This window comes from Tepidiphilus succinatimandens (genome assembly GCF_006503695.1).
Classification (GTDB): domain Bacteria; phylum Pseudomonadota; class Gammaproteobacteria; order Burkholderiales; family Rhodocyclaceae; genus Tepidiphilus; species Tepidiphilus succinatimandens.
Window position 1 is genome coordinate 1 of the sequence record NZ_SBIK01000013.1, and the last position, 20,530, is coordinate 20,530.

Sequence of the window (20,530 nt, forward strand, 5' to 3'; positions counted from 1 at the left end):
CCGTGTTCGAGCAACACAGCATAAGCCATTTCCAAAGGATTGGTTTCGACACGCATCGCCATGATGGGCATACTCCTTTCTCGAAGTCATGGCGTCAGACCGAGCGCCGCGCGCTTCCTGCCATAGGCGCTAAACGGAATTTACAGAAAGGATGGTACACAACCCACCCACACCGACGGTATCGTTTTTGGTCGACCTCAATCGTCGGGTACAACAAGACATCGCTTATACGATCCGTCTCGAACCGGGTGTACAGACACCAGAGGAAACGCTGGCCCTGGCTTCGGGTTCCTGCCGTGATTCGGCCTGGTTGATGGTGCAGCTGCTGCGCCATTTGGGTCTGGCAGCGCGCTTCGTCTCTGGATATCTGATCCAGCTCAAACCCGACGTCAAGAGCCTGGACGGCCCTTCGGGACCGGAAGAAGATTTCACCGATTTGCACGCCTGGTGCGAGGTCTATCTACCCGGAGCAGGCTGGGTGGGACTCGATCCGACGTCGGGCCTGTTCGCCGATGAAGGACACCTTCCGCTCGCCTGTACGCCAGAACCCTCTTCGGCTGCACCGATCACCGGTTTGGTCGACCCGTGTGAAGTCGAATTCGACCATACGATGACGATCACCCGTATCCTCGAAGCGCCCAGGGTCACCAAACCCTATACCGAGGAGCAGTGGTCGCGCATCGAAGAAGTAGGCTGGGAGATAGACGCCACGTTGGAACGGTTGGACGTACGCCTGACGATGGGTGGAGAACCGACTTTCGTCTCCATGGACGACCGGGACGGGGAAGAGTGGAATACCGCGGCGATGGGACCGACCAAGCGTCGCCATGCGGATCGGCTCATGCGCGAACTCAAGGGTCATTATGCTCCCCAAGGCTTGATCCATCTCGGCCAGGGAAAATGGTATCCAGGCGAGCAGCTGCCGCGCTGGAGTCTCAACTGCTTCTGGCGCAGCGACGGCGAACCGATGTGGGCAGATCCGGCGCTTTTGGCCGACGAGGAAACGACCTATGGCGTGAGCGAAGCCGATGCGCAGCGTTTTCTGATCGAGGTGGCGCGTCGTCTCGGGCTCGATCCGCGCCATGTCTTTCCTGGCTACGAGGATACGCTCTATTACCTCTGGCGCGAACGGCGCTTGCCGGTCAACCTCGACCCCTTCGATGCCCGTCTCGACGATCCCCTCGAACGCGAGCGTCTGCGCCGCGTGTTCACCCAAGGACTGTCGACGCCCACGGGCCATGTCTTGCCCGTACGCAAAGACCCGGAAGCAGGGGCATGGCGCACGGGGCCGTGGTTCCTGCGCGAAGAGCGCTGCTACCTCATTCCGGGCGATTCGCCGATGGGTTATCGTTTGCCGCTCGATTCCCTGCCCTGGGTGGCGCCGCTCGATTATCCCTACATCCATCCCCTCGATCCGGCGAACCCTTTTCCTTCCTTGCCCTCACACGCCACTCTGAAGCACCAGTGGGAGAGCGTGAAGCCCTCGGGACCGGTCGATACCACGCCCCCCAAACCCTTCGCCTCGGCGGCCAACGTGGTGCGTCTTGCGATGTGTGCCGAACCGCGTGAAGGTCGGTTGTACATTTTCATGCCCCCCACCGCGACACTGGAAGAGTACCTCGAATTGCTCGCGGCGGTCGAGGCGACGGCTGCACAGCTGAACCTGCCGGTGGTCATCGAAGGATATGAACCGCCGCTCGACCCCCGTCTGTCCCATTTTCGCATCACGCCCGACCCCGGCGTCCTCGAAGTCAACATTCATCCGGCAAGCAACTGGGCAGAACTCGTCGAACACACCACCTTCCTCTATGAAGCCGCGCATCGCTGCCGGTTGACCACCGAGAAATTCATGCTCGATGGTCGCCATACCGGTACCGGCGGCGGAAATCATTTCGTGCTCGGCGGGCCAATGCCGCTCGAATCTCCTTTTCTGCGCCGTCCCGACCTGTTACGTAGTCTGGTGGCCTATTGGATCAACCATCCCAGCCTATCGTATCTCTTCTCCGGTCTCTTCATCGGCCCCACGAGTCAAGCCCCCCGCGTCGACGAAGCGCGCAACGACAGTCTCTACGAACTCGAGATCGCGTTCCGGCAGATTCCCGAACCCGGCGGAGAGGTGCCACCATGGCTCGTCGACCGGATTTTCCGTAACCTGCTGATCGACGTCACCGGCAACACCCACCGGGCGGAATTTTGTATCGACAAACTCTACGCCCCCGAAGGGCCAGCCGGACGGCGCGGGCTGCTCGAGCTGCGCGCATTCGAGATGCCGCCGCACGCCCGCATGAGTCTGACGCAGCAGCTGCTGCTGCGCGCCTTGATCGCCCGATTTTGGGACGAGCCGTATCGGCCGACCCGACTCGTGCGCTGGGGTACCGAATTGCACGACCGCTTCATGCTGCCGCGCTTCGTCGAATACGACTTCCGTGACGTGCTCTCCGAACTGCAGCAGGCCGGTTTCCCCTTGGAGTTCTCCTGGTTCGCGCCACATTTCGAATTTCGCTTCCCCAAGTATGGGGATTTGGCCGTCGGTGGAATCGAACTAGAGTTGCGCCAGGCCCTGGAGCCATGGCACGTGATGGGCGAGGAAGGAACGAGCGGAGGAACGGCGCGCTACGTCGATTCTTCGGTGGAACGCCTACAAGTGTTGATCACCGGTATGGCACCGGAGCGCTACGTCCTCACCTGCAACGGCATTGCCGTACCCTTGCAGCCGACGGGACGGCGCGGTGAATTCGTTGCCGGCGTACGTTATCGCGCCTGGCAACCGGCTTCGTCCCTGCACCCTTTGATCGGCGTGCACAGCCCCTTGACTTTCGATCTGGTCGATACCTGGATGCAGCGTTCGATCGCCGGCTGCCAATACCATGTGGCGCATCCGGGCGGACGGAATTTCCAGACCTTGCCGGTCAATGCCTTCGAGGCGGAAAGCCGGCGCCTGGCGAGATTCTTCCGCATGGGGCACACGCCGGGACAGATGCGGGTCTCACCTCCGGTGGTGGACGCCGAGCATCCTTTCACCTTGGACCTGCGCCAGCATCTTTGGTCCTGACGATGCATCCCCGAAGAAGGACAGGATAGAATGGCAACGATCTAGGTCTTGGGATGCGGCCGCATGTCGACCTCTGTAAATGCCCCGCTCGAGCTGTATCCTCTCCATCTCGGGCGTTATGATGAATCGCGCGATGTCACAGGCCGGATGCGAGCCGGTTGGCGTGATCTCCTGACACGGCTGCAGAACATGGCGCCGAAGGCGCTGAACCAGCGCCTAGCCTGGATCGATCACAGTCTGCAGGAAAACGGAGTGATCTTCCGGCCGCACGGCGAAACCGAGTCCCATCCGTGGCTCCTCGATCCTCTACCGCTCATCCTATCGTCCAAGGAATGGGGCGTGCTCGCGCAAGCGGTGGCCCAGCGCGCCCGCCTCTTCGATGCAATCCTCGCCGATCTCTACGGGCCCCAGCGCTTGCTGACACAAGGCTTGTTACCCCCTGCCCTTATATTCGGGCAACACGGTTTCCTCTGGCCCTGTTTCGGTCTGCGCCCCGTCGCTGGCGTCTTCTTGCACCGCTACGCGGTCGACCTCGTACGCTCCCCCGACGGACGGTGGTGGGCGATCGCCGATCACACCCAGAGCCCGGTCGGTCTGGGTTATGCTCTGGAAAATCGTCTCCTCGTCTCGCGGGTATTCTCCGAGGCGTTTCGCGAATTACAGGTCCAACGGCTGGCTGGCTTCTTTCGGGAGATGCAGCAGTCGATGGCAACCTGGGCACCCGTTGAGCCGGGCGAGCAACCTTTCGCGGTCATGCTCACCAACGGCCCCAGCGATCCGACCTATTTCGAACAAGCCTACCTGGCACGCTACCTCGGCTATCCCTTGGTCGAAGGACAAGACCTCACGGTGCGCGCCGAAACGGTCTTCCTCAAGACCCTAAATGGGCTCAAACGCGTGCACACCATCGCGCGCCGCGTACCCGATGAAAACTGTGACCCCCTGGAATTGCGTTCCGAGTCGCTGAGTGGAATCCCCGGGCTGCTCACGGCGCTGCGCGCCCAGCGGGTGATGGTGGCCAACGTCCCGGGCAGCGGCGTCCTGGAATCGACGGCACTCATGGGCTTCCTGCCAGCGATCGCAACGAGTCTCCTGGGTGAACCCCTGAAATTGCCCTCGGTGGCGACTTGGTGGTGTGGCGAAGCACCTGCGCTCGACTACGTGTGCAAGCACTTGGATTCGCTGGTACTCAAGCCCGCCTATCCAGGACAGGACTTTCCAACGACTTTCGGACCGGCTCTCGGCGAAACCGAGCGGGCGCGCCTGCTCGAACGCATCGCGGCGCAGCCCCATGCCTACGTGGCCCAGGAATTGATCACACCCTCGCTCGCACCCGTGTTCGATCGACGCAACAAGGGACGCCTCGAACCCTGGCAGGTCGGTCTGAGGCTCTTTGCCATCGCCACACCGCAAGGTTATCGCGTCATGCCCGGAGGATTGACACGGGTAGGACCGATAGAGCGGCTGCCCTTGATTCCGATGCGTCGCGGAGGGGCGACCAAGGATACGTGGGTGCTCACCGAGGGCATGGTCGAATCGCTCACCTTGATCAAGAATCGCCTAGGGCCGGTCGATCTGGTACGCAGTGGCAAGAATCTTTCCTCGCGCGTGGTGGAAAATCTCTTTTGGTTCGGACGTTACTGCGAACGCATGGATGTGGCCGCCCGGCTGCTGCGCCTGATGCTGCTGCGCGTGGTCGATGTCGATGAAGTGCATGACCACGAGATCGAGTCTCTGGCACGCATCGGTGTCGAACTCGAGATCCTCGCTCCAACACAGGCAGACCGCCCCCTCCTCCAGCGCATGCTCGATACACTCTTCGGGCTCGAGGAAGAGAACGGCGTATTGCGCTCGATCCAGAACGTCTTGCGCACCGCGGGCCAGATGCGCGAGCGATTTTCCGCCGATCACTGGCATTCACTCAATCGCCTTCAGCGCAGCCTGCAGGTTCGTCGCGACGACCTCAGCGACGTCCTGGAAGGGCTGGATCGCGTTGTAATGCTTTCGGCATCCATTGCGGGTTATTCGTTCGACAACATGACTCGAGACCCTGGATGGCATTTTCTCGTCATCGGACGGCGTCTGGAGCGCCTGACCCACTTGTGCCGCACGCTGGCAAGGATCCTGGACGATCCCGACTCGGGACGACTGGGAGGACTGGACTGGCTGCTCGAACTCACTGACAGCCTCATCACTTACCGTTCCCGCTACTCTCGACAAGCGGAATGGCTGCCGTTGCTGGATTTGATCCTCTTCGACGCGACCAACCCACACGCCATGGCATTCCAAGTGCGTTCCATCGGCCGTTACCTGTCGGTCCTCGATGCGGAAGTCCCCTTGGGACCGGAAGTAGGCGAGACGGCGCTGCCAAACTTGGAGCGGATCGCCGCACGTATCCTCGCCTTCGACCCGATGCGGCTCATCGCTCTCGATCGGGAAAGCGCCGTGGCGTTACGCACCGAGTTGGAGGCTCTGCTCCAGGCTGCCTATGCGCTCTCCGATGCGCTGAGCCGAAAATTCTTCAGCCACATCGAAGCACACGGGCACCAGACGTTGGGAATTTGACCATGGTCCGCTATCGAGTAGAACACACGACGCGGTACGAATACGGTGGAAGCGTCATCCTGTCGCAGCAGCTCGCCCATCCCAGCCCTCGCGCGTGGCCCTGGCAAGAAACTTTAAACGCATGCTGGCAGCTGGAGCCGGAGCCTTCTTGGCGACACCGCGGTTTCGATGCCTTCGACAACCCGGTCGAATGGTTTGCCTACTACCTGCCGCACACCGAGTTACACGTGCACCTGAGTCTCGACGTGGCCGTGCATGCCCATCGCCCCCCCTGTCTCGAAGGGGGGATCGACGTGCACACGCTGCGCGAGCGCCTGAGTTATCACGGCACACAGCCTCTACCCGAAGACGTGGTGGCCCAGCGCTATGCTTTCGAATCGCCACACATTCGCATCAAACGGGAGTTGGCAGCCTATGCCGCCGAGTGTTGCCCCCCCGATGTTCCAGTGGCACTGGCGGCCGCCGCGCTGATGCACAAAATTCACGAAGAATTCACCTTCGACCCCACCGCGACCACGGTCTCGACGCCCGTCATGGAGGTTCTGGCGCAGAAACGCGGAGTCTGCCAGGATTTCGCCCATCTGATGATCGCCTGCCTGCGCAGTCTGGGGATTCCGGCGCGCTACATGAGCGGCTATCTGCTCACTCAGCCACCGCCGGGTCAGCCTCGCCTGGTCGGCGCAGATGCTACGCACGCCTGGGTGGCCGTATATGCACCTGGCGTATGCGACCACGACTGGATCGAATTCGACCCGACCAACGACCTGCTGCCCGATACTGAACACATCGCCATGGCCTATGGGCGAGATTTCTCCGATGTCTCCCCCTTGCGCGGCATCATCCTGGGCGGAGGTGACCATCGACCGCATGTGGCAGTGACGGTCACCCCATGGTCCGATTTCTCAGAAGAAGGTCCTGATATCTCTGGATGATCTCTGGATGATTTCCTGGCCGGGCCCTACCCCGGTGCGGCTTGCGGACGCAAAATCCCGCTTCATGGTCCCGTCACAAACGCATCTTCGGATCGGTCCGATCGAGGCGGGCAAACTCCAGTATCCATTTCGAATAGAGTCGCGGCAAGGCCGAAACCTCGTCGAGCGCGCGTATTTCTTCCTCGGTCAGCGTCCATTGCACCGTCGCAAGGCTGTCCTGCAGCTGCGCGGGCTGGGTTGCGCCGATGATGACCGAACTCACGGCCGGTTTGCGCAGCATCGAGAAACGAAACGATTCATCCATCGGGGTGGTGGTTGATATATACTTTACGGTAATTTGTATATTGCCTGAAACCCTAACAAGGAAGCTGGATCCATGGACGAGACGATGCGTCGCAAAGGATTTTCTCCCTATGGTCCATCCAAGGTGGCCGTGGAATCCGAAACCGCCATCTGGGCTCAAGACCTCGCGGACACCGGCGTCACCGTCAATGCGCCGCTCCCCGGCGGCGAGAGCGCTACGGGCATGATCCCGCCCGACGTGCCCGAAGCGATCCAGGCCCAACTATTGCCGCCCGAGATCATGGTTCCGCCTCTACTTTGGCTCGTCTCGCGGGCGGCCGACCAGGTCACCGGCAAGCGGGTGATCGCACGGCAATGGACGCCGTACGCACCCAAGGACGCACTCGCAGACGCAGGATGGGAACTGAGATGAACGGCTTGTCTCAACGGGCACCGGCCCTGCACGGTTTGCTCTTCGTCGCCCTCTTCGCCCTAGCGGCGTTGCAGATGGCACAATTCCCCGCCATATCCCGCCTAGGTCTCAGTCCGCTCATCGTCGGCATCCTCTTGGGCATGGTCTACGCCAACACCCTACGACGCCACTTGCCCGAATCCTGGGTGCCCGGCGTCCTCTTCAGTTCCAAACATCTGCTGCGCGCGGCCATCATCCTCTACGGCTTTCGCGTCACCTTCCAGCAGATTGCCGCCGTGGGCTGGGCCGGCCTGGGCGTGTCGGTGACCATGGTGGTGAGCACCCTCGCTCTCGGCGTATGGATGGGTACCCGCCTCTTCAAGCTCGACCGGGATACCGCCATTCTGACGGCAGCCGGCAGCGCCATCTGCGGCGCGGCGGCGGTCGTGGCCACCGAGTCCGTCTTGGAATCCAATCCTGCCAAGAGCGCCGTGGCGGTGGGAACCGTCGTCCTCTTCGGCACCCTCTCCATGTTTCTTTACCCCGCCGTCTATGCCACGGGACTGCTGCATCTCACACCCCAGATCTTCGGCCTCTATAGCGGGGGCACCATCCACGAGGTGGCGCAAGTGGTCGCGGCCACCGGCGGGATCGCCGGGGCTGGGGAAGTTGCCGTGATCGTCAAAATGGTGCGGGTGATGCTGATCGCCCCCGTGCTGCTCGCTCTGGGTTGGCTCACCCTGCGTCACAAAACCAAGACGGAAAACGCCGGCGTTCGACTCGTCATTCCTTGGTTCGCCGTCTGGTTCGTCGTTGCCAGCGCCATCAATTCGCTCGGTGTGCTACCCAATTGGCTGGTGCAAGATCTGATCGGGGTCGACAATTTCCTCCTCACGATGGCGATGACGGCCATCGGCATGGAAACGAACGTGGTCAAGTTTCGCCAGGTCGGCCCCGGACCGCTCTACCTCGCCGCCGCGCTCTTCCTCTGGCTCGTGTTCGGCGGCTACGGCGTCACCCGTGTTTTTGCGGCAATGCTGGGATAAGCTGTACGGCAACGAAAAACGCTGCGCGAGAACACCCATGCCGAACGATGCCTGTTTGCCCCTGCATCGAACCAAAGAAAAAGGACGCAACCGGGTCGTGGTGGAGGCCAAAGCCTGGCAGAAGTAATCTACCGCTGGCCCCCCTGATCGACCTCAGGTCTCCAGCGGATCCACCTCCAGACGCCAGCGCAACGAACGCGGATGGGGCAAGCCCCGCAGCGCCTCGACCCAGCGCTCGAGGAAAGCGTGCAGCGCAGGACGGCGACCCCCTTCGACGAGCAGCTGGGCCCGTTCGCGGCGCGCGAGGCGCACGAGGCGCATCGGGACCGGATCGAACACCTTCACCGGCCAACCTTCCCGGCCCGCAATCTCACGCCCCGTGGTGCGCGCCGCCTCCAGGAAAGCGAGCGCCGGCTCCAGCGCCTCGTCGTCGGCGCGCAACAACGCCTGAAAAGCGAAAGGCGGCAGCCGCAGCGCCCGACGCTCGGCGAGCGTCCTCGCGGCGAAGGCGGCATAGTCGTGCGCCGCGAGCTCGCGAAAGAGCGGATGCTGGGGAAACTCCGTCTGCACCAGCACCCGACCTGGCGCGCCCGCCCGACCGGCCCTGCCGGCCACCTGTATCAGCTGCTGGAACATCCGCTCCGTGGCGCGCACCTCGGCGGCGTAGAGCCCGGCATCGGCCCCGATCACGCCGACGAGCGTGAGCGACGGAAAATCATGCCCCTTGGCCATCATCTGCGTGCCCACGAGCAGGTCGTAGCGTCCCGCGCGCACCTCCTCGAGCAGCGTTTCCCATTGAGCCAGGGTCCTCACCGCGTCGCGGTCGATGCGCGCGATCCGCGCCTGGGGAAACAGCGCCTGCAACCGCTCCTCCAGCCGCTGCGTGCCCCGGCCGACGGGCTGCAGGTCGAGCGCGCCGCACTCGGGACAGGACCGCGGCGGGGTCTCGCGATAACCGCAGTGATGGCAGTGCATCCGGCCGTCGTCGCGATGGAAGACGAGATTGACCGAACAGTTCGGGCAGCGGCTCACCCAGCCGCAATGGCCGCAGCGTACCACCGGCGCGTAACCCCGGCGGTTGAGGAAAACGAGCGCCTGCTCGCCGCGCGCGAGCGTGGCTTCGATCGCCTGGGCGAGCGGCGCGCTCACCCCCTCCTCGGCCGGCGTCTGCGCCGTGTCGATGAGCTCTATCGTCGGCAAGGGTTGGCCGCTCGCGCGGGCGGACAAAGCCACGCGGCGATAGCGGCCCGCCTCGCAGGACGCCCAGCTCTCGAGCGAGGGCGTGGCCGAACCGAGCACGATCGGCACGTTCCAACGGCGAGCCCGCCAGACCGCCAGGTCGCGCGCCGAGTAGGGCACCCCTTCGAACTGCTTGTAGGATGGATCGTGCTCCTCGTCCACCACCACCAGCCCCAGCCGCACGAAAGGCGCGAACACGGCGAGCCGCGTGCCGAGCACGACGTCGATCTCGCCGCGCATCGCCGCCACGAAGGCCGCGGAGCGCTCGCCGGCAGGCGCCTCGGAATGCAGGCACACGATGCGGGCCGAAGGAAAACGGGCATGCACCCGCTCGGTGAGCTGCGGCGTGAGGGCGATCTCGGGCACCAGGAGCAGCGCCTGCCGCCCCTGGGCGAGGCACTCCGCCACCAGGCGTAGATAGACCTCCGTCTTCCCGCTGCCGGTGATGCCGTGCAGCAAGGTTGCCGAAAATCCGTCCCGCGGCACCGCCTCGAGCGCTGCCCTTTGCCCTTCCGTGAGTTCGGGTAGCGGCCCGGCCGGCTCGGTGGCCCCCTCCTCGCCCCTTCCCTTGCTCCGGGGTTCGCGCTTGCGCCGGCGCAGCGCCGGAGGCAACATCGCCGCCACGACCTCGCCGAGCGGGGCAAGGTAATAGCGGGCGGTGAATTCGAGCAACTCCCGGTCCGCCTCGGGTAGCGGCGGCAGGCCCTCCCAGATCGCATCCACCGGTTTGATCCGCTCGTCCGGGACGGACGGATCCGCCTTAAGCGACCAGACGATGCCCAGCTTCGCCCCCCGGCCGAAGGGCACACGCACGATCTGCCCGGGAACGACCGCTTCGGGAACCCAGTAATCGAAAAGGCCTTCACCAGGGAACGGCAGTAGCACCTGGGCCCGGCGCATCCCCTCGCTCATGCCTTCTGGTGATATTTCACGCTCTCGGTCTGGACGGCGTGGACCAGCGCCGCCACGTGCTCCGGCGGCGTATGCTGCGAAATGCCGTGCCCCAGGTTGAAGACATGCCCCGAACCGTGGCCGAAGGCTTCGAGCACCTTGCAGGCCTCGCGCACCACCACGTCGGGCGGCGCAAAGAGAATCGCCGGATCGAGATTGCCCTGCAGCGCCACCCGGTCACCGACCAAGGTCCGCGCCCGGCCGATGTCCATCGTCCAATCCAGCCCCACGGCATCGGCGCCGATACTGGCCAAATCTTCCAGCCACACGCCACCCCCCTTGGTGAAAACGATGGAGGGGACGATCCGGCCTTCCGCCTCGCGGCGCAAGCCCGCGACGATGCGTGCCAGATACGGCAGGGAAAACGTCTTGAAGGCTTCCTCGGCGAGCACCCCGCCCCAGGAATCGAAGAGCATCACCGCCTGCGCCCCCGCCTCGATCTGGGCATTGAGGTAATCGATCACCGCCTGCGTCGTCACTTCGAGGATGCGGTGCATCAGGTCGGGGCGCGTGTAGAGCAGCGTCTTGACCGTGCGGTAATCCTCGCTCGCTCCCCCCTCGACCATGTAGCAGGCGAGCGTCCAGGGGCTGCCGGAGAAGCCGATGAGGGGCACCGAACCGTCGAGCGCCCGCCGGATCTGGCGCACCGCATCGAGCACGTAGGCAAGCTCCACCGTCGGATCGGGGGCCGAGAGATTGCGGATCTCCCATTCGCTGCGCAGCGGCCGCTCGAACTTTGGCCCTTCTCCTTCGACGAAATACAGCCCCAGGCCCATCGCATCGGGCACCGTCAGGATGTCGGAAAAGAGGATCGCCGCATCGAGCCCGAAACGCGCGATCGGCTGTAAGGTCACTTCGGTGGCGAGCGCCGGATCCTTGCACAAGGCAAGGAAACTACCAGCCCGTCGGCGCGTCTCGCGGTATTCGGGCAGATAGCGCCCGGCCTGCCGCATCAACCAGATCGGCGTGCGATCCACGGGCTGGCGCAGCAGCGCCCGCAGGAGACGGTCGTTTTGCAAAGAGGGCATGAGAGGGCGACTCCGTAAGGCGACAGGACAGCCGCCATTATACGGAGCTCAGTCGGCATCCTGGACGCGCTTGAGCGACAGGCCGAGCTGCTTGATCTTGCGGTAGAGGTGGGTGCGTTCCAGACCGGCGAGTTCCGCCACCCGGCTCATGGGCAAGGCTTCACGCTCGAGCAGGCGCTCGAAGTACATGCGCTCGAAGGCTTCGCGCGCCTCGCGCAGCGGCAGGGTGAGCAGACGCTCCAGCGTGGGCTGATCCGGCAGGCCGAAGATGCGCTCGATCGCTGCCTGGGGCACGACGCCGTCCTCCTGGGCGTCCAGCAAGGCTTCGGCCAGGCCGAAGAGGTCGAGCTCGGCCGGCAGCATCCCTTTGGGCATGCGCGTCAGGCCACTCGGCGGAAGCTGGGGTACGGCCGCATCGCCGTGCCGCTGCGCCACCTCGGCAAGCGCCAGCGGCATGAGGGTGTCGAGCGCACGCAAGGCTTCATCCCGCTGCGGTACCTCGACGCGGCATTGGGCGAAATCAGCCACGAGCGTCTCGGGCCATCCATCCTGTTCCAAGACTTCCGTCTTCACCGCACTGAAGACGATCACACGGGCGGAATATTCTCCCCGGCGTTCGATGGCGAAGCAAAGGTTTTTTTGCTGCAAGCGGGTCAGGTTCTGCAGTTCGTATACATACCAATGCCCGCCGCGCGCCCGCTGCAGCTTGTCGAGCGAAAGCGGCTGGGTTTCGGCACCGAGATCGAGCCTCGGCCCATCCCCCAAGCTCAAGGCATGCGCCAGAGCCTGGACGAGAAAAGAGTCGCTCACCTGAAAGTAGAGGAGTCCCTGGCGCTGCAGATGGTTTTTGGCCCGGTCCAACACCGGCGCAAGCAGGGGATGCTCTCCCAGACGGCCGATCGCCACCTCGCTGGGCGCCTTCGCCTGCCGGGATCGCGCCACCGCCTCCTTGATGGCCGGCAGCAGTTTCTGCATCGAAATCGGTTTTTCGAGAAAATCGATCGCGCCGATGCGCGTGGCCTCTACCGCCGTGTCGATCGTGGCGTGCCCCGACATCATGATCACCGGGGGTGCCGGCGGCTGCCGTCCCATCCACTGCCGCAAGAGGGTAATGCCGTCGACATCGGGCATCCAGATGTCGAGGAGGATGACGTCGGGCCGCTCCGCCTCCAGGCGCTCGTTCGCCTGCAGGCCGTTCTCGGCCGTCTCGACGGCATAGCCCTCGTCTTCGAGGATCTCGCGCAGCAGCTCACGGATGCCGACTTCGTCGTCGACGATGAGCACTTTAGCCATCGCGGCCTCCTTCACGCACCTCGTCGCCGAGCGGGAATTCGATCTCTACCATCGCCCCTCCTTCGGCCCGGTTGACCAAACGCACCCGCGCCCCATGGTCGTCGAGGATCTTCTTGATCACAGCCAGTCCCAGCCCCGTTCCCTTGGGTTTGGTCGTGAAATAGGGCTCGAATGCGTGGCGCAGCAGCTCCGGAGGAAACCCGGGGCCATTGTCGAGGACGCGCAGGATCAGCGTGTCGGCATTGCGCCGGACCTCGATGCGGATCATACCGTCCTGCCGCCCCTCCAGCGCATCCTGGGCATTCTGGATGAGATTATGCAACACCTGCCGCATTTGGGAAGCGTCGGCCCGCAACGCCGGCAAAGGCTCTTGCGGCAAGTCGAGCTCCAGGCGCGCCGGAGAGGATTCGTACAAGACCAGCACGCTGCGAAGCAGCGCCTGCAGTTCGATCCAATCTTTCTTCGGCGCGGGCAGGCGGGCATAGTCGCGGAAGGCGTTGACGAGGTTTTTCATCGCCTCCACCTGATCGATGATCGTCTGCGTGGCGCGTTCGAGCATCTGACGCTCCTCGGGGCCCAGACGGTCGGCAAGCTTGTAGCGCAAGCGCTCGGCCGAGAGCTGGATCGGGGTGAGCGGATTCTTGATCTCGTGCGCCAGGCGCCGGGCCACTTCGCCCCAGGCCGCAGTGCGCTGCGCCTGCACCAGGTCGGTGACGTCGTCGAATACGACCAGACGGCCGCTGCCGTGACGCGTCGGTAGAGAAGCCACGTGCAGCAGCAGCACCTGGGTATGTCCGTCGGCGCAGCGACGGCGCCACTCGGTGGGGCCCACCGGCTCGCGACCGATGAGCTCGGTGATCAAGGTGGCAAATTCCGGCTCCATCGTCCAGCAGGAAGGGGGCTGGCCCGTGCACCCTTGCAGATCGATTTCGAGGATACGTGACGCCGCGGCATTGGCGATCGTCAACTTCCCCTCCGTGTCGAACGCCAGCACGCCGGTGCTCAGGTTGGCGAGGATCGTCTCCAGGTAGGCGCGTGCCGCCTCGATCTGGGCGTGGGATTCTTCCGCCGCCTGCCTCGCCTGGGCGAGCTGCTGCGTCATCGCGTCGAACGAGCGCGTCAGCACCCCAAGTTCGTCGCGGGCCGCGATCGGCGCAAGCGGCCGGTAATCGCCGGCCGCCACCGCCCGCGTTCCTTCCGCGAGCACCATCAGCGGTGCGATGAACTTGCGCGACAGGTACATCGCCAGCGCGAGTGCCGCCAGCAAAGACAGCAGGACGGTGATGGTGAGCGTGAGCGCATAAATGCGCTGCAGACCTTCCTTGCCGACCACGATCTGCTGGTAGTCGCGATAGGCCGTCTGCACCGCCTCGATCTGCTCGACGATGTTCGCCGGTACCCGTTGCACCAGCTGCAGGTAGGCCGCATCCGTCGTACTGCCCGGCATCGTCGCGCCGAGCACGGCGATCACCCGGATCACCGGAACCCCCTCAGGAGAGGTATCGACCCGGTGAAAAAGCCCCGTACTGCGGGCCGCCTGCAATTCGATTGCGGTGGGCAACACCGAGCTCAACCAGCGATCGTCCGGGCTCACCGTCACCAGTGGCGTTCCCTTGGCGTTGAGCACGGTGATGGAGCTCACCCCCAGATTCTCGCGCAGGGGCGTGAGTGTGGCGATGTCCACTGCCCCTGCCTGAGCGAGCTGCCCCCGCAGCGTCTCCGCATCGTGCCGCGCCTTCAGCACCAGGTTGTCGAGCGTGTTGCGCGCGAGCGCCACCCCGCTCTCCAGCGCCCGCTCGACCCGGATGTCGAACCAGGTCTCGATCGAACGCACCACGAAGAAGATCGAGACGAGATAGAGGATCACCGCCGGGATCAGGGCCATGGCGGTGAACATGAGCGTGAGCCGCACGCGCAGACGCGTGCCGAATTTCCGGCGCCGATACTGCCGGTAGAGATGCCAGGCCTGACGGCCAAGCAGCACGCCGAGTCCGGCCACCACCGCTGCATTGAGCGTCAGGAAATAAGGAAAGGCGGAACCAAAGACGTCGGTGTTGCTGCTGGCAGTGGCGAGCAGGAAGATCGAGATCGCCACTACCGCCAGGATCACCACCACCAGGCCGCGGTTCATCGCTTCCTCCAGGGATACCAGCGATAAGGCCCCACCTCCCAGGCATAGGCGTCGTTCCCCAACGCACTCGCGCGCAGAGTCTGCGGCAATTGCGACAGATCGACACTCAGCCGCAATTCGGCCCGTACGTCCGACAACGGGTTGAACACGTCAGCGGCCACCGGCCAGCCGCGGATCGAACGCAAGGATTGCAGCAAGGTCTCCCGGTCGTAGAAAACGTGCGTCGCATCTCCCACCGTCAACAGCCAATCCTGCGTCACCGGCTGGTGCCGTATGGTGATGCGCCAGAATTTGCCGAAGACCAGCTGATCGCTCCAGTACCAGCGCTCGCGGTAGAGCATCAGCTCCAGGCGCAGGGGCATGGCGATGCCGCGCTGCAGCAGATCTTCCCATACGGCGGGAAAGCGCTCGAACCCCAGATCGGCGTCGAGAAACCAGTTCCCCTCACCGTCGCGCCACAGTCGCGCCCGTGATGCGGCATCGGCCACCGCCGTCCCGTCATTGGTCAGCAAGCCCAAAGCGCCCAAGGGGAGCGCGCCCAAGGCAAACAGCAGTCGCCGGCGCAGTGGATCAAGCGGTTTTGCGCAGCAGCGCGTAGAAGAACCCATCGTGCGTCTCGTCAGGAAGCAATGCGAGCGTCTCGCGCTCGCCATCGAGGGGAACGAGCCGGGCGTCGCGATGGCGCTTCACGAACACCCGCACCTGTTCCTCGTTTTCTTCGGCGAAGATCGAGCAGGTCGCGTACAAAAGCCGTCCGCCCGGTTTGAGCAGCGGCCACAGGCCATCGAGGATCTCGCGCTGCTGCTGGGCGAAGCCGGCGACGTCCTCGGTGCGGCGCAGCCATTTGATGTCGGGGTGGCGCCGCGCCACGCCGCTGCCCGAGCAGGGCACGTCGGCAAGGATCGCATCGAATGGCCGGCCATCCCACCAGCGGGCCGGATGGCGCGCATCGCCGCGCAGCACCTTCGCCGCTACGCCCAGCCGCGCCAGAGCACGGCGCAGTGGCGCAAGCCTCGTCTCCTCGACGTCGATGGCGGTGAGTTCGATGTCGGCCAATTCCAGCAGATGGGCGCTCTTGCCACCGGGAGCAGCGCAGGCGTCGAGCACGCGCTCGCCGTCGAGCGGAGCGAGCAGCCGCGCCGCGAGCTGGGCCCCCACGTCTTGGGGCGAGACCCAACCCTCGGCAATGCCGGGGGCTTTGGCCACGGGCATCGGTCGCTCCAGCAGCAGCGCCATCGGACCCACCTGACGCACGGCGATGCCGGCCGCGGCAAACCGCGCGAGCGCCTCGGCTTCATCGATGCGGCGGCGGTTGAGCCGCAACCCCATCGGCGGATGGGTGTTGCCCGCATGCAGGATTCGCTCCCAGTCGAGCGGATGCTGCGCGCGCACCTTGTCGATCCACCAGCGCGGATGGCGGAAATGCGCCACGGCGGCATCCTGTACCTCCGGCATGGAGGCGGGCACGGAGGCACTCGCACGCGCCGCCTCGGCGAGCGCCTCGGGATGCAGCGCCTCACGCTCACGCAGGAAAGTGCGCAGCAGGGCATTGGCGAATCCCGCCAAGCGTTCTTGCCTCAGACGCACGCAGCTCACGCTCTGGTGCGTGAGCGCATGCGCATCGCGCGGGCCGTCGCGCAGCGCCGACAGCGCCACCAGCAAAGGCGCGAGCACCGGCTCGGGCACGCCGCGCGGCGCGAGCCGCGCCAGCACCCAGCGCCCCCAGCCGTAATCGCGCAGCGCGCTCCAGGCCAGGTCCCGCACCCGCCCCCAGGCCCCAGGCTCGGTCACGGGATGCGCCGCACGCAAGGCGTGATAATGCTCCAGCGCATTGTGTCCCGCGACGACCTGGTCGATGACCTGCGCCGCGAGTTCGATCGCGCCGGCCAGGGTACGCGGATCGACTTCGGCTTCGCGAGTCGCCTCGCCTCTTCCGTGCCGGGCGCTCGATCCTTCCCGCGCGCGCGAGGGTTTGTCGCGGCGACCCGATGTTTCACGTGAAACATTCCTGTCGGTCGAAGCGCGCGGTCGCTCGTTCACGGCTGCACGATCTCCCGCAGATAGCGCGGCAGCACCAGGCGCGCCCGATAGGTTTCCCCATCGAGGTAGCGCAGCTCGCCCAGCCCCCGCTCGGCGATGCGCGCGTCCACCGTCGCCGGATCGAGCGACACCGGATCGAGCGCGTCGGAGGCGCAGGCAAGCATCCAGTTCGCCCCGTAGAGCGGGATGTAGTGCAGATGCGGCCGAACGCAGGCGAAGACCGCACGCAGGCGCCGCAGCAGCTCGCGCACCCGCTCGGGCTGATGGTCTGGCGCCCCCACGTGCAGCGACAGCGCTCCCCCCTCGGTGAGCAGCGCTTTGCACGCGCGGAAGAACTCTTCCTGGTAGAGTGCGGCCGCCGGCCCCACCGGATCGGTGAGGTCGAGCACGACGAGATCGAATTTCCTTCCCTCGGCCGGGGCCACGCGGCGCACGTAGTCCATCCCGTCCTGCACCCGCAGCTCCAGACGCGGATCGTCGAGGGCACCGCGATGCACCGCGGGGAAATACTTGCGCGCGAGCTCGATCACCTTCTCGTCGAGCTCGACGAGCACCACCTGCTGCATCGTGCGGTACTTGAAGAGCTCCTCGGCCGAGCCACCGTCGCCCCCGCCAATGACGAGCGCCGAGCGCGGCCCTGCATGCGCGAGCCCCGGCACGTGGATGAGATTCTCGTGATAGATGAACTCATCGGCCTCGCTCGTCATCGCGCAGCCGTCGAGGCGGAACATGCGTCCGAAGAGCGGCGAATGCCACACCTCGTATTCCTGGTAACGGCTACGGCCGCGTTCCAGGCACTCGGTCACGTCGAAATAATAGCCGCTCCAGCTGCTCAAGGACTCCCACAGCCGCGTCGTCCGTTCGCTCATCGCCTCACTCCCGCGGCGCGATCTTGCCGCGCACCACCGAATGGCTCACTACCTCCATCGGGTTGAGCGTCTCGATCACGCGGCGAAAAACCCGCCGCGCGAGCTCGGAGTTGTCCTTGGAAAAATTGCACACGTACACGTCCAAGGTGACGTTGCCCGTTTCGGGCCAGGTATGGATGGCCAGGTGAGACTCGGCCAGCACCACGGTACCGGTGACGCCGGCATTCTCGCCGTTGTCGTGTCGGAACTGGTAGAAATAAGCGCCCAGCGGCGTCAGTCCTGCCTCACGGCATTCCTGCACGCACAAGGTCTCCAACCGTTCCCGGTCGGTGAGCAGAGCGACATCGCAGCGGCAATCATAGAGATCCGCAATCAGATGAAGACCGTTCATCTCCACTTCTCCCGGCCAGCCATGGAAAACCGAAAATTATACAACGAACTGCACGAAAACCGTTCGCTGCCCCAACCGCGGGGACCCGCAATCAGAACAAATATGGGGACACTTGTTCCCAACTCAAGCGCGCGATCAACACCGCCACCACGACGAGAAAGAGCTTGCGCACGAAACCGGAACCATGACGCAGCGCCAGGCCGCTGCCCACGCGCGAACCCAGCACGTTGCACAGCGCCAACCACCCCCCCAAAGCCCAGGCGATGTGCGCATGGCCCCAGAAATAGGCGATGGCCGCGAGGTTGGTCGCCACGTTGCCAACCTTGGCCAGGGCCGACGCATGGAGAAAATCCAATCGCAACAGACGCACGAACGCGAAGATGAAAAAACTGCCCGTGCCGGGGCCGAAGAATCCGTCGTAGAAGCCGATGACCAAACCGATACCCAGCGCCCGCGCCAGATCGGCCCGTCCCCAAGCCGCGGTGCGGGCATGCAGGCCGAACTCCTTCTTGGCAAAGGTATAGACCGCGACCAGGCTCAACAGCACCAGCACCAGCGGACGGGCCCACTCACGCGGGAAATGCGTCACCGCACTCGCCCCGAACCAGCTACCCATCGCGGCCGCGCCAGCCACCGTCGCCAACAGTACGCCCGGCAGAGCGATGCGCCGAAGATATTGCCGCGCCGCTGCCGCCGTTCCCACCACGGAAGCGACCTTGTTCGTCCCGAAGAGATCGGCGAGCGGCGCCTGCGGGAAAGCGAGCAGCAGGGCGGGCACCTGGATGAGGCCACCTCCCCCCACCGCCGCATCGATGAGCCCCGCGAGAAAGGCCGCCCCACCCAGGACGAGCCATATCCAGCTCAAATCTTCGAGCCCCATTGCTCCTCCTTGCCAATGTTCCACGTGGAACATTCCGGCGATATTCTCATTTGCCGATGCAGAAGCGGCTGAAGATCTCGCCGAGCAAGTCCTCTATGTCATATTCTCCAAGGATTCTGCCGAGCGCCCGGTGTGCGGCGCGCAGCTCTTCGGCCAAAAGCTCCAGCGCCTCGCCCGTCTCCAGTGCCGCCTCCAGCGCCCGGCGCGCCTCGCGCAGCGCCTCCAGATGGCGTTCGCGCGCGAGCACCACGTCTTCACCGTGGGCGTGCCAGCCGGCCACCTCCAGCAGCGCCGCCCGCAGCAGCTCCAGCCCCTCGCCGGTGCGCGCCGACAGCCACACGCGTTCGCGAATGCGTCCGTCCTCCCCCGCCTCGCGTCGCGGCGCCTCGCCCGTCAAGTCGATCTTGTTGACCACTTCGATCACCGGCACCTCGGGTGGCGCGAGCGCCAATACCTCCTTGAGCGGGGCCGCCTCGGGGCGATCGAGCGCGCGCAGCGCCAGCACCGCATCGGCCTGGGAAATCGCCTCGCGCGTACGCGCCACGCCGATGCGCTCCACCGGATCGTCGGTGGCTCGCAGCCCCGCCGTATCGATCACGTAGAGCGGAATGCCTTCGATCTGGATCGCCTCGCGCAACACGTCGCGGGTGGTACCGGCGATGTCGGTGACGATCGCCCGCTCCTCGCCCATCAAGGCGTTGAGCAGGCTCGACTTGCCGACATTGGGCGCCCCGGCGATCACCACGTGCAGACCCCGGCGCAGCAACGCCCCCTGACGCGCATTTTCCAGCAGCCGATCGAGGGCGGACAAGGTCTCACCCACCTTCTCGCGGATACGCGCGGCGGCGATGAGCTCCAGATCCTCTTCGGGAAAATCGAGCGACGCCTCGACCCACATGCGCGCCTCGATCAGGCGCTCCTGCAGCGCGCGCACCGCGCGGGAAAATTCCCCCGTGAGCGAACGCGCCGCCCCTCGGGCCGCCGCTCGGGTGGAGGCGTCGATCAGATCGGCCACGGCCTCCGCCTGTGCCAGGTCGATCTTGCCGGAAAGAAAGGCGCGCTCGGTAAACTCGCCGGGACGGGCGAGCCGCGCGCCCAGCCCGAGGCAGCGCTCGAGCAGAAGCTGCAGCACCACAGGCCCGCCGTGCCCGTGCAGCTCCAGCACGTCTTCGCCGGTAAACGAATGCGGCGCAGGGAAGAAGAGCGCCAGCCCCTCGTCGATCACCGCCCCATGGGCGTCGTGAAAGCGTGCGAACGTGGCCATCCGCGGCGCCGGCACCCGCCCGAGCAGCGCCTCGACGAATGCTGCGAGCGACGGTCCCGAGACCCGCACCACGCCGATGCCGCCGCGCCCCGGCGCAGTGGCAATCGCCGCGATCACCTCGCGCGGCGCCTCCCCTTTCTGCACCCCGCTCACGC

15 protein-coding genes and 1 pseudogene are annotated in these 20,530 nt (G+C 65.0%); 5 read left to right on the forward strand and 11 right to left on the reverse strand.

The genetic code is table 11. The features are described 5' to 3' along the window. Positions 1 to 178 precede the first annotated feature (178 nt). The 3 genes and pseudogenes from EPD82_RS08625 to EPD82_RS08635 form a co-directional block, all read left to right on the forward strand. Positions 179 to 3,052 (forward strand): annotated as a pseudogene (locus EPD82_RS08625) (transglutaminase family protein); the annotation flags it as partial. 189 nt (positions 3,053 to 3,241) lie between these two features. After that, positions 3,242 to 5,617, forward strand: a complete 2,376-nt coding sequence (locus EPD82_RS08630) for a circularly permuted type 2 ATP-grasp protein (RefSeq protein WP_170210814.1) — start codon at positions 3,242 to 3,244, stop codon at positions 5,615 to 5,617. A 2-nt stretch (positions 5,618 to 5,619) separates the two neighbouring features. Continuing rightward, positions 5,620 to 6,549 carry a transglutaminase family protein gene (locus EPD82_RS08635; RefSeq protein WP_141056424.1) on the forward strand — a complete coding sequence of 310 codons (930 nt, stop codon included), beginning with the start codon at positions 5,620 to 5,622 and terminating at the stop codon, positions 6,547 to 6,549. 73 nt (positions 6,550 to 6,622) lie between these two features. Here the strand turns inward: EPD82_RS08635 and EPD82_RS08640 are convergent, their stop codons facing one another. Then, a complete protein-coding gene (locus EPD82_RS08640; protein ID WP_141056425.1) occupies positions 6,623 to 6,853 on the reverse strand; it encodes an aldo/keto reductase in 231 nt (76 codons plus the stop codon). Positions 6,854 to 6,925: 72 nt separating this feature from the next. On the opposite strand from EPD82_RS08640, the gene EPD82_RS08645 reads away from it, so the two are divergent. Together EPD82_RS08645 and EPD82_RS08650 are read left to right on the forward strand one after the other, a co-directional pair. Next, positions 6,926 to 7,264 carry a Rossmann-fold NAD(P)-binding domain-containing protein gene (locus EPD82_RS08645; RefSeq protein ID WP_141056426.1) on the forward strand — a complete coding sequence of 113 codons (339 nt, stop codon included), beginning with the start codon at positions 6,926 to 6,928 and terminating at the stop codon, positions 7,262 to 7,264. Then, on the forward strand, positions 7,261 to 8,289 hold the full coding sequence (locus EPD82_RS08650) for a YeiH family protein (protein ID WP_141056427.1): 1,029 nt from the start codon (positions 7,261 to 7,263) through the stop codon (positions 8,287 to 8,289). The genes EPD82_RS08645 and EPD82_RS08650 overlap by 4 nt, the downstream gene beginning before the upstream one ends. A gap of 153 nt (positions 8,290 to 8,442) precedes the next feature. Here the strand turns inward: EPD82_RS08650 and EPD82_RS08655 are convergent, their stop codons facing one another. From EPD82_RS08655 to mnmE, 10 genes are all read right to left on the reverse strand, one after another. Beyond that, complete coding sequence (locus EPD82_RS08655) at positions 8,443 to 10,440, reverse strand: primosomal protein N' (protein ID WP_206202256.1); 1,998 nt, start codon at positions 10,438 to 10,440, stop codon at positions 8,443 to 8,445. Next, entirely contained in the window at positions 10,437 to 11,507 is a 1,071-nt protein-coding gene (gene hemE / locus EPD82_RS08660; RefSeq protein ID WP_141056428.1) for a uroporphyrinogen decarboxylase, read from the reverse strand. Before hemE ends, EPD82_RS08655 begins: the two co-directional genes overlap by 4 nt. Before the next feature lie 48 nt (positions 11,508 to 11,555). Further along, positions 11,556 to 12,800 (reverse strand): sigma-54-dependent Fis family transcriptional regulator, encoded by a 1,245-nt coding sequence (locus tag EPD82_RS12280; RefSeq protein ID WP_141056429.1) that lies wholly within the window; start codon positions 12,798 to 12,800, stop codon positions 11,556 to 11,558. Beyond that, positions 12,793 to 14,931 (reverse strand): sensor histidine kinase, encoded by a 2,139-nt coding sequence (locus tag EPD82_RS08670; protein ID WP_141056430.1) that lies wholly within the window; start codon positions 14,929 to 14,931, stop codon positions 12,793 to 12,795. The genes EPD82_RS12280 and EPD82_RS08670 overlap by 8 nt, the downstream gene beginning before the upstream one ends. Then, positions 14,928 to 15,539, reverse strand: coding sequence for a DUF4390 domain-containing protein (locus EPD82_RS08675; protein ID WP_055423073.1), 612 nt, complete (start codon positions 15,537 to 15,539; stop codon positions 14,928 to 14,930). The genes EPD82_RS08670 and EPD82_RS08675 overlap by 4 nt, the downstream gene beginning before the upstream one ends. After that, positions 15,502 to 16,971 (reverse strand): 16S rRNA (cytosine(967)-C(5))-methyltransferase RsmB, encoded by a 1,470-nt coding sequence (gene rsmB, locus EPD82_RS08680; protein ID WP_206202257.1) that lies wholly within the window; start codon positions 16,969 to 16,971, stop codon positions 15,502 to 15,504. The genes EPD82_RS08675 and rsmB overlap by 38 nt, the downstream gene beginning before the upstream one ends. Beyond that, on the reverse strand, positions 16,968 to 17,840 hold the full coding sequence (gene speE, locus EPD82_RS08685; protein WP_141056431.1) for a polyamine aminopropyltransferase: 873 nt from the start codon (positions 17,838 to 17,840) through the stop codon (positions 16,968 to 16,970). Before speE ends, rsmB begins: the two co-directional genes overlap by 4 nt. A 4-nt stretch (positions 17,841 to 17,844) precedes the next feature. After that, the gene (gene speD / locus EPD82_RS08690) at positions 17,845 to 18,231 is read right to left on the reverse strand and encodes an adenosylmethionine decarboxylase (RefSeq protein WP_055423071.1); all 387 of its coding nucleotides are present in this window, start codon (positions 18,229 to 18,231) and stop codon (positions 17,845 to 17,847) included. 91 nt (positions 18,232 to 18,322) lie between these two features. Then, positions 18,323 to 19,111 carry a sulfite exporter TauE/SafE family protein gene (locus tag EPD82_RS08695; RefSeq protein WP_141056432.1) on the reverse strand — a complete coding sequence of 263 codons (789 nt, stop codon included), beginning with the start codon at positions 19,109 to 19,111 and terminating at the stop codon, positions 18,323 to 18,325. 46 nt (positions 19,112 to 19,157) lie between these two features. Next, complete coding sequence (gene mnmE, locus EPD82_RS08700; protein ID WP_141056468.1) at positions 19,158 to 20,519, reverse strand: tRNA uridine-5-carboxymethylaminomethyl(34) synthesis GTPase MnmE; 1,362 nt, start codon at positions 20,517 to 20,519, stop codon at positions 19,158 to 19,160. Positions 20,520 to 20,530: the final 11 nt, after the last annotated feature.

Coding starts and splice junctions, on each gene's coding strand:
- EPD82_RS08670 (WP_141056430.1), bottom strand. CDS start 14,931: ATGAACCGCGGCCTGGTGGTGGTGATCCTGGCGGTAGTGGCGATCTCG.
- hemE (WP_141056428.1), bottom strand. CDS start 11,507: ATGCCCTCTTTGCAAAACGACCGTCTCCTGCGGGCGCTGCTGCGCCAG.
- EPD82_RS08635 (WP_141056424.1), top strand. CDS start 5,620: ATGGTCCGCTATCGAGTAGAACACACGACGCGGTACGAATACGGTGGA.
- EPD82_RS08630 (WP_170210814.1), top strand. CDS start 3,242: ATGGCGCCGAAGGCGCTGAACCAGCGCCTAGCCTGGATCGATCACAGT.
- speD (WP_055423071.1), bottom strand. CDS start 18,231: ATGAACGGTCTTCATCTGATTGCGGATCTCTATGATTGCCGCTGCGAT.
- speE (WP_141056431.1), bottom strand. CDS start 17,840: ATGAGCGAACGGACGACGCGGCTGTGGGAGTCCTTGAGCAGCTGGAGC.
- EPD82_RS08650 (WP_141056427.1), top strand. CDS start 7,261: ATGAACGGCTTGTCTCAACGGGCACCGGCCCTGCACGGTTTGCTCTTC.
- EPD82_RS08655 (WP_206202256.1), bottom strand. CDS start 10,440: ATGAGCGAGGGGATGCGCCGGGCCCAGGTGCTACTGCCGTTCCCTGGT.
- EPD82_RS08675 (WP_055423073.1), bottom strand. CDS start 15,539: ATGGGTTCTTCTACGCGCTGCTGCGCAAAACCGCTTGATCCACTGCGC.
- EPD82_RS08640 (WP_141056425.1), bottom strand. CDS start 6,853: ATGGATGAATCGTTTCGTTTCTCGATGCTGCGCAAACCGGCCGTGAGT.
- EPD82_RS08645 (WP_141056426.1), top strand. CDS start 6,926: ATGGACGAGACGATGCGTCGCAAAGGATTTTCTCCCTATGGTCCATCC.
- EPD82_RS12280 (WP_141056429.1), bottom strand. CDS start 12,800: ATGGCTAAAGTGCTCATCGTCGACGACGAAGTCGGCATCCGTGAGCTG.
- EPD82_RS08695 (WP_141056432.1), bottom strand. CDS start 19,111: ATGGGGCTCGAAGATTTGAGCTGGATATGGCTCGTCCTGGGTGGGGCG.